Annotated in this window: 12 protein-coding genes; 4 read left to right on the top strand and 8 right to left on the bottom strand. The window is 63.9% G+C overall.

What is annotated here, in order from left to right; translation table 11 throughout:
• The coding region (gene glmS / locus VF769_RS06935; protein WP_331007655.1) for a glutamine--fructose-6-phosphate transaminase (isomerizing) at positions 1–1,295 on the bottom strand (1,295 nt) is incomplete at its 3' end.
• Between the two features lie 245 nt (positions 1,296–1,540).
• Between glmS and glmM the strand changes: the two genes are divergently transcribed.
• Positions 1,541–2,902, top strand: a complete 1,362-nt coding sequence (gene glmM, locus VF769_RS06930; protein WP_331007654.1) for a phosphoglucosamine mutase — start codon at positions 1,541–1,543, stop codon at positions 2,900–2,902.
• Here the strand turns inward: glmM and VF769_RS06925 are convergent.
• Entirely contained in the window at positions 2,899–4,272 is a 1,374-nt protein-coding gene (locus VF769_RS06925) for a L,D-transpeptidase family protein (protein WP_331007653.1), read from the bottom strand. The two genes, glmM and VF769_RS06925, sit on opposite strands and share 4 nt — an antisense overlap.
• A gap of 52 nt (positions 4,273–4,324) precedes the next feature.
• Between VF769_RS06925 and VF769_RS06920 the strand changes: the two genes are divergently transcribed.
• Positions 4,325–4,852, top strand: a complete 528-nt coding sequence (locus tag VF769_RS06920) for a DUF882 domain-containing protein (protein ID WP_331007652.1) — start codon at positions 4,325–4,327, stop codon at positions 4,850–4,852.
• A gap of 1 nt (position 4,853) precedes the next feature.
• On the opposite strand, the gene pgi is transcribed toward VF769_RS06920, so the two are convergent.
• From pgi to VF769_RS06900, 4 genes are all read right to left on the bottom strand, one after another.
• Positions 4,854–6,383: a glucose-6-phosphate isomerase gene (pgi, locus tag VF769_RS06915; protein ID WP_331007651.1), complete on the bottom strand. Its 1,530-nt coding sequence runs from the start codon at positions 6,381–6,383 to the stop codon at positions 4,854–4,856.
• Positions 6,384–6,396: 13 nt separating this feature from the next.
• On the bottom strand, positions 6,397–7,704 hold the full coding sequence (locus VF769_RS06910; protein WP_331007650.1) for a UDP-glucose/GDP-mannose dehydrogenase family protein: 1,308 nt from the start codon (positions 7,702–7,704) through the stop codon (positions 6,397–6,399).
• A gap of 3 nt (positions 7,705–7,707) precedes the next feature.
• Positions 7,708–9,231 (bottom strand): phosphomannomutase/phosphoglucomutase, encoded by a 1,524-nt coding sequence (locus VF769_RS06905; protein ID WP_331007649.1) that lies wholly within the window; start codon positions 9,229–9,231, stop codon positions 7,708–7,710.
• Positions 9,232–9,308: 77 nt separating this feature from the next.
• Positions 9,309–9,896, bottom strand: a complete 588-nt coding sequence (locus VF769_RS06900; protein WP_331007648.1) for a hypothetical protein — start codon at positions 9,894–9,896, stop codon at positions 9,309–9,311.
• Between the two features lie 84 nt (positions 9,897–9,980).
• On the opposite strand from VF769_RS06900, the gene gpmA reads away from it, so the two are divergent.
• Both gpmA and VF769_RS06890 read left to right on the top strand, forming a co-directional pair.
• Positions 9,981–10,700, top strand: coding sequence for a 2,3-diphosphoglycerate-dependent phosphoglycerate mutase (gene gpmA, locus VF769_RS06895; RefSeq protein ID WP_331007647.1), 720 nt, complete (start codon positions 9,981–9,983; stop codon positions 10,698–10,700).
• Positions 10,697–11,134 carry a bifunctional diaminohydroxyphosphoribosylaminopyrimidine deaminase/5-amino-6-(5-phosphoribosylamino)uracil reductase RibD gene (locus VF769_RS06890; RefSeq protein ID WP_331007646.1) on the top strand — a complete coding sequence of 146 codons (438 nt, stop codon included), beginning with the start codon at positions 10,697–10,699 and terminating at the stop codon, positions 11,132–11,134. Before gpmA ends, VF769_RS06890 begins: the two co-directional genes overlap by 4 nt.
• Here the strand turns inward: VF769_RS06890 and VF769_RS06885 are convergent.
• Both VF769_RS06885 and VF769_RS06880 read right to left on the bottom strand, forming a co-directional pair.
• On the bottom strand, positions 11,131–11,655 hold the full coding sequence (locus tag VF769_RS06885) for a hypothetical protein (RefSeq protein ID WP_331007645.1): 525 nt from the start codon (positions 11,653–11,655) through the stop codon (positions 11,131–11,133). The two genes, VF769_RS06890 and VF769_RS06885, sit on opposite strands and share 4 nt — an antisense overlap.
• 70 nt (positions 11,656–11,725) lie before the next feature.
• Entirely contained in the window at positions 11,726–12,700 is a 975-nt protein-coding gene (locus VF769_RS06880; protein WP_331007644.1) for a UDP-glucuronic acid decarboxylase family protein, read from the bottom strand.
• Positions 12,701–12,703 lie beyond the last annotated feature (3 nt).

The raw sequence follows: 12,703 nt of genomic DNA, 5'->3' as shown, positions 1-12,703 counted from the left end.
ACCAGTTGGCCTTCTTCCTGCGAAGAGAGCGTGCCCTTGGCGCGACCAACAGCGATCGTCAGCGCCGCCAGCGCCGAAAGTTGCGCAGTGAACGCCTTGGTCGAGGCCACGCCGATTTCCGGCCCGGCGAGCGTCGGCAAGCGCGCATCGGATTCACGCCAGATCGTCGACTCTGGCACGTTGACGACGGCGAGCGTCTTCAAGCCTTGTTCTTTGCAATAGCGCAGCGCCGCCAGCGTGTCGGCGGTTTCGCCCGATTGCGACACGAACACCGAAAACGCTTTCTTGCCAAAAGCCGGCTTGCGATAGCGGAATTCCGAAGCGATGTCGGTCTCGACCGAAAGCCCTGCGATCTGCTCCAGCCAATATTCGGCAACACGTCCGGCGTAGTGCGCCGTGCCGCAGCCGATGACGATGGCGCTATCGGCGGCGAGATCGACGCCGTCGAGATCGGGCATTTCCACTTTCTCATCGAACGCATTCACGTAGCGCGCGATGGTGCGGCCGGTGGTTTCCGGCTGCTCGTAGATTTCCTTCTGCATGAAGTGGCGGTGATTGCCTTTTTCGACTGCCGCCACGCCGCCGGAGAACACCGTGACCGGGCGCTCGACGACTTGATCCTTCGCATCAATAATCTTGGTCTTGGCGCGTGAGAGAATGGCGATGTCGCCTTCCTCCAAATAGATCACGCGCGTCGTGAAGGGCGAGACGGCGATCGCGTCGCTGCCCAAGAACATCTCGTTGTCGCCCAAGCCGATCACGAGCGGGCTGCCTTTGCGGGCGCCGATCAGCGTGTCTTCGTGCCCAGCGAACAAGCAGGCGATGGCGAACGCGCCTTCGAGACGGCGTACGGCCGAGATCGTCGCTTGCTCAGGCGAGAGGCCGGTATCGAGGCCGGCGCTGATCAGATGGGCGATGACTTCGGAATCCGTTTCGGATTCGAATTTGCGGCCGGCCTTCATCAGCTCCTCGCGTAGCGCGCGGAAGTTTTCGATGATGCCGTTGTGGACAATGGCGACTTTGTCGGTCGCGTGCGGGTGGGCGTTGTTTTCGGTCGGCGCCCCGTGCGTGGCCCAGCGTGTGTGGCCGATGCCGGACACGCCGGCCAGCGGGTTGCCGTTTAGCTCGGCTTCCAGGTTGCGGATCTTGCCCGCGGCGCGGCGGCGCGCCATGCCCCCGGCCTCCAGAGTGGCGACGCCGGCGGAATCATAGCCCCGGTATTCGAGCCGCTTTAGCGCGTCGACCAAACGGGGCGCGGCCGGTTCGCCGCCAAGGATGCCGATAATGCCGCACATGCGCCGTTAACCTCTGAATCCAACCGTCATCCCGGACGCGCGGAGCGCGATCCGGGACCCAGGGCAAACGCAATGCACATCGTGAGCCGACTGGGTCCCGGCTCTCCCTTCGGTCGGCCGGGATGACGACTTATGCTTTACGCCGCTTCAGGATTTGTCCCAGCGCCCTCATGCACTGGCGGCCATTGATTTGCATCTCAATTAGTCTTTCAACATGCGACGAAACACGGACGGAGTTCCAAAGCATGAGCAGGGCCTATTTCGGGACAGACGGCATCCGCGGCACGGCGAACCGTTATCCCATGACGCCCGAAGTGGCCATGCGCGTGGGCCTGGCCGCCGGCAAGCGCTTCCGCTCGGCCGACGACCGCCGCCACCTCGTCGTGATTGGTAAAGATACGCGCCTTTCGGGCTACATGCTGGAGCCGGCGCTGACGGCGGGTTTCACCGCCGCCGGCATGGATGTGGTGCTGTTTGGCCCGTTGCCGACGCCGGCCGTGGCCATGCTGACGCGCTCGCTGCGGGCGGACCTCGGCGTCATGCTCTCGGCCTCGCACAACAAGTTCGCCGACAATGGCATCAAGCTCTTTGGCCCGGACGGCTACAAGCTCTCGGACGAGGCCGAGATCGAGATCGAGAAGCTGATGGATTCCAAGCTCGACGAGCATTTGGCCGCGCCCGACAAGCTCGGCCGCGCCAAGCGCATTGATGACGCCCAGGCGCGCTACGTCGAGATCGTCAAGGCGACATTCCCGAAGGGGCTGTCGCTCAAAGGTCTCCGCATCGTCATCGATGCCGCCAATGGCGCGGGCTACAAAGTGGCGCCGGTGGCGCTCTACGAATTGGGCGCCGAAGTGATCAAGCTCGGTGTCGATCCGAACGGCTTCAACATCAATGAAGAAGTCGGCTCCACCGACACCCGGGCGCTGAAAGAGGCCGTGCTGCAATATCGCGCCGACATCGGCATCGCGCTCGACGGCGACGCCGACCGCGTGGCGATCGTGGATGAGAAGGGCCATCTCATCGATGGCGATCAGCTGATGGCGCTCATCGCGAAAAGCTGGAAGGCGGCCGGCACGCTCTCCAAGCCTGGCATCGTCGCAACCGTGATGAGCAATCTGGGGCTCGAGCGCTTCCTGGACAGCATGAAGCTGAAGCTTGAGCGGACCAAGGTGGGCGACCGCTACGTCGTCGAAGCCATGCGCGCCAAGGGCTATAACGTTGGTGGCGAGCAGAGCGGTCACATCATTCTGAGTGATTTCTCCACGACGGGCGACGGCCTGCTCGCGGCGCTGCAAGTGCTCGCCGTGATCGTGCAAAGCGGCAAGCCGGCGAGCGAAGTCTGCAAGCTGTTCGAGCCGGCGCCGCAAGTTCTGGAAAATGTGCGCTATGAAAAAGGCGTCGCCGACCCAATGGAAGCCGCCAGCGTGAAGGAAGCGATCAAGGCCGCTGAAGCGCAGCTTGTCGGCAAGGGTCGCTTGCTCGTGCGCAAGAGCGGCACCGAGCCTCTCGTGCGCATCATGGCCGAAGGCGATGATGAAGCGCTGGTGCGCGCGACGGTAGCCGACGTGAAAAGCGCGGTGGTGGCGGCGGCGCGGGCGGCCTAAAGCCCGAGCGCCGCGCACTCCGTTGTCGCGTCACCGGCGTCAAGCGCCGCAATTTGATCCCCCGCATTATCGAGCGCGCGCAGCAGCGGCGCGTCGCGGCGGTAGATATCGTCGGCATAGCCGATCGCGCCCGACGTGTCGCGCGCGGCGGTGAGATAGACAATGTAGATCGGCAGCGGCGTCGGCACCTGGACGGTCTGCGTTTCGCCGATCTCTATCGCGGTTTGTAACGCCTCCAAGCTCCAAGCGGGGTCAGCGAGCACCGCCGCTGCGAGCGTTTCTGGTTCGGAGACGCGGATGCAGCCGTGGCTCAAGGCGCGGTCGGCGCGTGCGAACAGGCCGCGGCTCGGCGTGTCGTGCAGATAAACGGCGTATGGGTTTGGTAGATCGAAGCGCAAGCGCCCCAGCGCGTTGCCGGCGCCGGCCCGTTGGCGTAGCGTGTAGGGGAACGGCCGCGCGCGCCAATCCACCAGCGCCGGATCGACGACTTGGCCGGCCCTGTCGAGCACGTCAAAGCCGTCGGCTTCCGCCGCGCCGGGATCGCGCCGGAAGCGCGGCAGCAATTCGTTGGTCAGAATGCTAGATGGCGGCGTCCAGGTGGGATTGAGCGTGATGCTGTTGATCGCCGCGCCGAAACTGGGCGAAGGCGTTCGGCGCGCGCCGACGATAACAGGATGCACAATCGCGGGCGCGGCGCCATCGCGTAGGCGCAGCTCGAAAAACGGCACAAGCACATCGATGCGTCGCCCCGGCAGTTCGCGCGGAAGCCAGCGCCAACGCTCCAAATTCGCGCGCACCGCGTCGATGCGAGCGTCACGTGCGCGACCGTTTGCGTCCGTGTCGCTGGCGGGAAGCGCCTGGAGCGCCGCCAATTCCGCGATAAGCGCTGAATAATCCGGAGCGGTTGGGAGCAATCCGTTGAGGAGCAGACTTGGACTCACGCCCGCGGCCACCGACGCGCGCAACGCGGCGATGTCCGGCGCCGCTGGACGCGGAAAGCGCCATTCTGGATCAATTTGCGCCGGATCGACAGCGCCCGCGGCGAAATAGGTCGCCAGTCTCGCGAACGTCTCGTCGGCCAACGCATCGAGCGCGGCGGCGGCGTCGGCATCGCGCGCGGAGGCGCGATCCAACCGATCGAGTTCGGCGAGCGTCGCCAAGTCAGACGCGAACCCTTGCGCGGGCGCCGCGTCGAGCGCTGCGCGCAGTTCAGCCAAGGCAGCGGCGCTCCAGGCGCGCGCCGGACGCTCGATGGCCGGAGAGGGCGTGGTCGGCCCCTCGCCGCCGCGTCCGGCGCAGCCTGCGAAGGCCGCGCACGCCAGCGCCAGGATTACGCCGCGCGCTAGGCCAAGCGATCTAGCCCGACCCATGTTCAGCAGCGCGCTGCTTGGCGGCCACTCATGGGCGTCTTAGGTTCGATGCATGTTGACACGTCGATCAGCGCTCCTGGGTTTAGGCGCGGCTACCTTGGCGGCGACGCCGGGCTTGGCTTCTGCCTCGACATTAGAGCCTCGTGCATTGCGTTTCCGCAATCTCCATACGGGCGAAACTCTGGACGCGGAATATTGGCAAAACGGCGGCTATGCGCCGGACGCGCTCGACGCGATCAACCACGTGCTGCGTGACCATCGGACCAATGAGGCGCGCGCGATGGATGTGCGTCTGCTTGATCTGTTGCACGATTTGTCTCGGCAATTGGAAACGCATGAGCCGTTCCAGGTCATTTCGGGCTACCGTTCGCCACAATCCAATGCCGCGTTGGCGGACGCCAGCAACGGCGTCGCGCGCCGCAGCCTGCACATGGAAGGCATGGCCATCGATATCGCACTGGACAGTGCGAGCCCCGCCGTCATTCGAGACGCTGCGCTGGCGCTCGGTCGCGGCGGCGTCGGCTATTACCCGAGCCCAGGTTTCGTGCATGTCGATGTGGGTCGTGTGCGACGCTGGTGAACTAACCCAGCCGCTTCACCCAAGCCGCCGTACTCGCATCCAGATCAGCGCTCACGGCGCCGCCTTCAAGCGACGGCAGCAGCGCGTTGGCCATTTCCTTGCCCAGCTCGACGCCCCATTGGTCGAACGGGTTGATGCCCGCCAGCACGGCCTGGGCGAAGGTGCGGTGTTCGTAGAAGGCGAGCAGCGCGCCGATGGCTTCGGGCGAAAGTGAGTCGATCGCCATCAAGGTGGAAGCGCGATCGCCGGGGAAGGCGCGGTGTGGCGCGAGGCGATCGGCTTCGGCTTCGCTCATGCCTTTGGCGACCATTTCGGCGCGCGCTTGGGCGGCGCTTTTACCCACCATCAGCGCGCGGGTTTGCGCCAACGCATTGGCGAACACTTTGGCGCGGTGCGAGGCCGGGCCTTCATGGCGGCCGGCATTGACGATGAACTCAACGGGGATTTCACCGACGCCTTGGTGCAGCAATTGGAAAAAGGAATGCTGCGCATTGGTGCCGGCCGCGCCCCAGGTGACGCCACACGCCGAGCGATCAAGGCTCACACCATCTCGCGAAACCCGCTTGCCGTTCGACTCCATTTCGAGCTGCTGCATGTAGGCTGGCATCAGCCGCAGGCGTTCGGAATAGGGGATCAGCGCGTAAGAGCCGTGGCCCAAGGCCTCACGGTTCCACATCTGCACCGCCGCTGACAACGCCGGCAAGTTTTGCGCGAACGGCGCATCGCGGAAATGCGCGTCCATCGCCGCCGCGCCGCTGAGCAGATTCTCGAACGCGCCGTCTTGCAGCGCGATCGCGCACGCAAGGCTGACGCTCGACCACAGCGAATAGCGCCCGCCGACCCAATCCCAGAACGCAAACACGTTCTCCGCCGGCACACCCCAGGCGGCGGCTTTATCCGGCGCGGCAGTCGCCGCCGCCACATGCGCCGGCCCCCAGGCGCGCACGAATTCGGCGTTGGCGAGTGTCTCCTGCGTCGTGAACGTCTTGGAGACGACGATGAGAAGCGTGCGCTTAGGATCGAGCCCGTCGATCGCATCAGCCACGTCGGCGCCGTCCACATTTGCGGCGAAGCGCACATCGATGCCGCTGACACGCAGCGGCTTCAGCGCATCGAGCACAAGGCGCGGGCCGAGGTCGGAGCCGCCAATGCCCAAATGCACGATCGCGTTGATCTGCGGGCGGATGTGTTCGGCGAACGCGGCTATGCGCGCACGCACTTCCATCACCGCCGCCGGCGAATCGGCGCCGCGCAGCGCCCAATGCTTGGCGGCGCGGCCTTCGGTGTTGTTGACGGCTTCGCCCGCGAACAATCTGGCGCGCCAGCCGTCGAAATCCACCGCGTGCGCCAAAGCGCCCAGCGCGTTGAGCGCCCCGCCATCGATGCGTTGCTTCGAAAAGTCCGCGATCAGATGCGGCGCTTGGACGGTGAGTTCGTCCGCCCGCCGCGGATTGGCGGCGAACAGATCAAGCAAGGGCGTTGGCGCGAGCCGCTTGGCTTCAGCTTCCACCTTGGACCAAGCGTCACGCATATCGAGCTCCGCCTCAGACGCGGCCGACGCTGAAATACTTAAAGCCCTTCGCCTTCATTTCCGGCGGGCTGTAGATGTTGCGCAGATCGACGACGATGGGCGTTTTCAGCGCGTCCTTCATGCGGTCGAGATCGAGCGCGCGGAATTGATCCCATTCGGTGATGATCACGACGGCATCGGCGTTTTGCACGCAATCATACGCGCCACTTGCGAATTGTACGTCCTTCAGCATGTGCTTGGCTTCGGTCATGCCTTCAGGGTCGAACGCGCGGATCTTGGCGCCTTCGGCCTGCAGCGTCGGCACGATGTCGAGCGCCGGCGCGTCGCGCATGTCGTCGGTATTCGGCTTGAAGGTGAGGCCGAGCACGGCGATCGTCTTGCCGGCGACGTTGCCGTCGAGCGCGGCGATGATCTTTTGCGCCATCTTCTGCTTGCGCGCGGTGTTCACGCGCACCGTGGTTTCGATCAGTTCGATCGGCGCTTTGTAGTCCCGCGCCGTCTTCATCAGCGCCAGCGTATCCTTCGGGAAGCATGAGCCGCCATAGCCCGGGCCGGCGTTGAGGAATTTGCGGCCGATGCGATTGTCGAGGCCGATGCCCTTGGCGACTTCCTGCACATTGGCGCCGACTTCCTCGCACAGATCGGCGATCTCGTTGATGAAGGTGATCTTCATCGCCAGGAAGCCATTGCCGGCGTACTTGATCAGCTCCGAAGTGCGGCGCTCGGTGAAGATGATCGGCGTTTCGTTCAAGAAGAGCGGGCGATAGAGCTCGGTCATGATGTGCTTGGCGCGCTCATCATTGGCGCCGCCAACGACGACGCGGTCCGGGCGCTTGAAATCGCCGATGGCGGCGCCCTCGCGCAGGAATTCCGGATTGGAGACGACAGCGAACTCGGCGTCTGGCCGCGTCTTCTTGATGATGGCTTCCACTTCGTCGCCCGTGCCAACCGGGACCGTCGATTTGGTGACGACCACGGTATAACCGTTCATCAGGCCGGCGATCTCTTCGGCGGCGGCGTAGACGTAGGAGAGGTCGGCGTGGCCGTCGCCGCGGCGCGAGGGCGTGCCCACGGCGATGAACACCGCGTCGGCGTCGCGGATCGCTTGCTTCGGGTCTGTGGTGAAGAAGAGCCGGCCTTGCTCCACATTGTCCTTCACCAATTCATCGAGGCCCGGTTCGAAGATCGGGATTTCGCCCTTCTGCAGGCGCGCGATCTTGCTTTCGTCCTTGTCGACGCACGTCACGGTGTGGCCGAAATCCGCGAAGCATGCGCCGGAAACCAGGCCCACATAGCCGGTGCCGATCATCGTAACGCGCATGGATCAAATCTCCTGATTATAGGCGCCGACTTCTGCGAAGCGGGCGAGGCGCGGCTTCACTTCATCACGGAAGAGCGCCTTCATATCGTCGTCGCTGGTCATGCTTTCGACCACGACAACCAATTCGGGTTTGTTTGACGAGGCGCGCACCAGCACCCAGGCGCCGTCCTCAAGTGTAACGCGCGCACCGTTCACGGTGTTTACGTCCCGGATCGAACGGCCGAGGATTTTGCCGCCGTCCTTGGCGAGCTGTTGATATTGCGCCACGACCTGATCGACGATGCCGTACTTGGTCTCGTCGTCGCAATGCGGGCTCATCGTCAGCGAGGTGTAGCTCTTCGGCAGCGCCTTGCGCAGATCAGAGAGCTTCTTGCCTTGATTGCGGTCGAGCATCGCCAGAACGGCGGCTGCGGCGACGATGCCGTCGTCATAACCGTGTCCGTAGGGTTGGCGGAAAAAGAAGTGACCGCTCTTCTCGAAGCCGGCGAGCGCGCCGAGTTCGGTGGTGCGGCGTTTGATATAGGAATGGCCCGTTTTCCAATAATCGATCGTGACGCCGTTGGCCTGCAGCACCGGATCGATCGCGTAGAGGCCGGTAGATTTGACGTCGACCACGAAGGTTGAATTCTTGTGCTGTGCGGAGAGATCGCGCGCCAGCATCAAGCCGATCTTATCGGCGAAGATTTCCTCGCCTTCGTCATCGACCACGCCGCAGCGATCGCCGTCGCCGTCGAAGCCGAGCGCCGCATCGGCCCCATGCGTCTTCACCGCATGCGCCATGTCGTGCAGCATTTCGGCGTCTTCGGGATTGGCGTTGTAATTCGGGAAGGTCCAATCGAGCGCGGTGTGCAGGTCGATCACTTCGGCGCCCATGCGCCGCAGCGCCTCCGGCGCGAACGCGCCTGCCGTGCCATTGCCGCAGGCGGCGATCACTTTGATCGGGCGCGAAAGTTTCACACGCGATGCGACGTCGGCGATGTAACGCTCGCGCATGTCTTCGACGCGCTTGTAAGCGCCGCCGGCGCGCGGCTTGAATTTGCCGCCGAGCACGATCTCGCGCAGCGCGCCCATTTCTTCAGGGCCAAAGGTGAGCGGCTTGTTCGCGCCCATCTTCACGCCCGTCCAGCCGTTCTCGTTGTGGCTGGCGGTCACCATCGCCACGCACGGAATGTCGAGCGCGAATTGCGCGTAATAGGCGGTCGGCGACAGCGCGAGGCCGATATCGTTGACCTCCATGCCTGCCTGCATCAGGCCTAGCGTCAGCGCTTGCTTGATCGAGGTTGAGTAGAAGCGAAAATCGTGGCCAACGACGATGCGCGGCGCCACGCCCATCTCGTGGACCAACGTGCCAAGGCCGAGCCCCAACGCTTGGACCCCCAGCAGATTGAGTTCCGGCGGCTTCTCCGCGCCGGGAATACCGAACCACCAGCGCGCGTCATACTCCCGGAAGCCCGTCGGCTTCACGAGCGGTAGGCTCTCAAACTCGGCTGAGTTGGGGCTAAGGCTTGCGCGGGGCGCAGGCAGCATGGGGATTGTCCGTTAAGGCCCGGGGGAAGCGGGCGGTTTGGGCGAAATGAACGAAAAGTGCAATTGCCCGCCACTGCTCAGGAGCTATGCGGCGTCACTCTGACCCGTGTGATTTCCACACCATAGGCCTGATCGTCGGCGCTGCTGACGGCGCGCAAGCCGATACCGTTGACGGCGAATTGCGCCGGCGCCTCAAAGCGCACCGTGCCGGTTTCCGGCGCCAAGGGCTGGGTGACCCAGGTGGCGGGGCCGATGCCCTGGATGCTGACGGCGAGCGCCGAGGCCATGTTTATGGGCAGCGGCCGGTAGCTGATCTCGATGGTGGCGGATTTGTCCTCCAGCAGTGCGGCCTGTTCCGGGGTCAGCAGCAGGCGCACGCCTTGCTCCGCTGGTGTGGGGGCTGGCTGGCCGGCCAATTGGGCGATGCGCAGCGTTTGCGCCTGGCCCCAGAAATCGCGGACCACGGTCATATCTTGCTCAGGGCCCGCCGACGGGGAATTGAACGCCTCGCCTTGGAAAACCAGGGTTCCGTCCGTGAGTTGCGCGACAACCGGCGCCGGCTCGCGCGGCCAGGATTGCGGCTTCAGGCTAACGGCGATCACGAGCGCCGCAACGATCAGCACAAAAGGATAGAAGAGCAGCGGGTGGAAGAGCCAGGAACGCATGAGAGGGGGTGTAGCCTTTGGGCCGCAGCCCTCCAAGCGGGTTCGGCTCTTGACGCGCCGGGGCCGGGCTGAAACCAAGCCGCCATGACCTATCTTGCCTTGCTTCGCCACGGCCAAAGCCAGTGGAACCTCGAAAACCGCTTCACCGGCTGGGTCGATGTGAATTTGACCGCTGAGGGCGAGGCCCAGGCGAAGCGCTCGGGCGCGCTGCTGAAGGCCAGCGGCGTGCCGTTCGATAAGCTCTTCACGTCGGTGCAAACTCGCGCCGTCCGCACCGGTAATCTGGCCGCCGAAGAAGCCGGCCTCGCCTGGCTGCCGGTCGAGCGCAATTGGCGGCTGAACGAGCGCCATTATGGCGCGCTGACCGGGCTCGATAAGGCCGAGACGGCCGCCAAGCACGGCGAGGCGCAGGTTAAGGTCTGGCGCCGCTCCTATGATACGCCGCCGCCGCCGCTCGCGCCGGGCGGGGAATTCGATTTCACCAAGGACCGTCGTTACGCGGGCGTCGCCGATCTACCGGCGACGGAATCCTTGAAGACGACCCTGGAGCGGGTGCTGCCGTATTGGAACGAGGCGATCGCGCCGGATTTGAAGGCCGGCAAGAACCTGATCATCGCCGCGCACGGCAATTCGTTGCGCGCGATCGTGAAGCATTTGTTCGGCGTGCCGGACGACCAGATCGTCGGCGTTGAAATCCCAACCGGCAATCCGCTGCTGATCGAACTCGACGCCAACCTGAAACCCATCGCCGCGCGCTATCTCGACGAAAGCCGCGCCGAAAAGCTGCCGCCGTTTCCGGGATGAGTGATCGCGCGCATATGCAGCGCGCGCTGGAAATTGCCGCGACTGGCGTGGGTCGCACCGGTGAAAACCCGAGCGTGGGCTGCGTTCTGGTGCGCGACGACGTGGTGCTTGGCGAGGCCCGCACCGCCGATGGCGGGCGACCGCATGCGGAAGAGCAGGCGATCGAAGGCGCGGGCGAGGTGCGCGGCGCCACCGCTTACGTCACGCTGGAGCCGTGCGCCAAGCGCAGCAATGGGACAGCGTCATGCACCGATCGGCTGATTGCGGCGGGCATCGCGCGCGTGGTGATCGCGGCGCGTGATCCGCATCCATTTGCGGCGGGTGTCGGGTGTGAACGGCTTCAAGCCGCCGGCGTGCGCGTTGAGTTCGGCGTGTTGGAAGAAGAAGCCCGCGCGCAAAATGCGGACTTCTTCTCCATATGGGATAAACCTTAGTGCGCCTGCCCGCGCATACGGGCCAATTCGGCGTCAATATCACTGTCGCGCTTGTTGCGCTTTGCGTCCGCCCAGAACCAGATCGGCGCGAAAATCAGCCCGAGAATACCTGCGCCGAGGCCGAGCCACATCATCCAGCGGTCGTTTTCGATCTGCTGCGCTGCATCGGCGGTCAGCACCACCGGCTCAGCCGTTTCGGCCGGAAGATATTTGATCTCAGCGGTGTCGATCATGATGTAGTCATCGACGAAAATCTGGTTCGCATAGCTTGAGCTGATGTCCAAATTGTCGTGATGCGGCGCGCCCTCGGCATCGACCCAACCGAGTTCGAGATTGTAGCTGCGAGAGCCGCGCCGACCGCGCTCGATGGTTCCGCCGACGACTGCTGCAGTGAACGTCGCGCCGTTCGCCATGACGCGTTCAATCCGTTGGGAGTCCGTAAAACTGAAATATGCAATCGCCGGGCCCGCAAAAATTGCGATCACCAGCGCCCACTTCAATTGCCAGAGCCATCTTTCCATCTGTGCCTCCCCCGAGAATGGAGGGACGCTATCAGAAGTTGCGCCACGGGCAACGCCAAGTTTGCAAACCTTACGAGCGAATGCCCACGATCAGCGGGTCGCCTTCTTTCATCAGGCCGTCGAAATATTCGATCGTACGCGCCAGACCCTCGCGCAGCTGAATTTTCGGCTCCCAGCCCAGCAATTCCTTGGCTTTGGCGATATTCGGCTGGCGTTGCTTCGGATCGTCGCTTGGAAGCGGCAGGAACGATATTTTCGATTTCGAGCCGGTGAGGTCGATCACGGCTTCGGCCAATTGGCGGATCGTGAATTCGTTCGGGTTGCCGATATTGAGCGGGCCGGTGAGGTCGCCGGGGGCGTCCATGAACGCGATGAACACGTCGATCAGATCGTCCACGTAGCAGAACGAGCGCGTTTGCTCGCCGTCGCCATAGAGCGTGATGTCTTCGCCCTTAAGGGCCTGGATGATGAAGTTTGAAACAACGCGCCCGTCATTGGGGTGCATGCGCGGGCCATAGGTGTTGAAGATGCGCGCGACGCGGATTTCCAATTTGTGCTGGCGATAATAGTCGAAGAACAGCGTCTCAGCGCAGCGTTTGCCTTCATCATAGCACGAGCGCACGCCGATCGGGTTGACGCGGCCCCAATATTCTTCCGGCTGCGGATGCACGTCCGGGTCGCCATACACTTCCGAGGTCGACGCTTGGAAAATGCGGGCGCGCAGACGCTTGGCCAGGCCCAGCATATTGATGGCGCCATGCACGCTCGTCTTCGTCGTCTGCACGGGATCGTGCTGGTAATGGATCGGCGAGGCCGGGCAGGCCAGATTGTAGATCTGGTCGACTTCGACATAGAGCGGGAACGTCACGTCGTGGCGCATGAACTCGAAATTCGGCGCGTCCAGAAGGTGGGCGACATTGCGCTTGCGGCCCGTGAACAGATTGTCAGCGCAGATCACGTCGTCGCCGCGCGCCACCAGCCGGTCGCACAAATGAGAGCCAAGAAAGCCGGACCCGCCGGTGACCAGAATGCGTCGTTCAAACATGGC

Origin of the sequence: Vitreimonas sp. (genome assembly GCF_036392335.1) — a bacterium.
Classification (GTDB): domain Bacteria; phylum Pseudomonadota; class Alphaproteobacteria; order Caulobacterales; family Aquidulcibacteraceae; genus Vitreimonas.
This window is presented reverse-complemented; position numbering and strand designations above follow the sequence as displayed.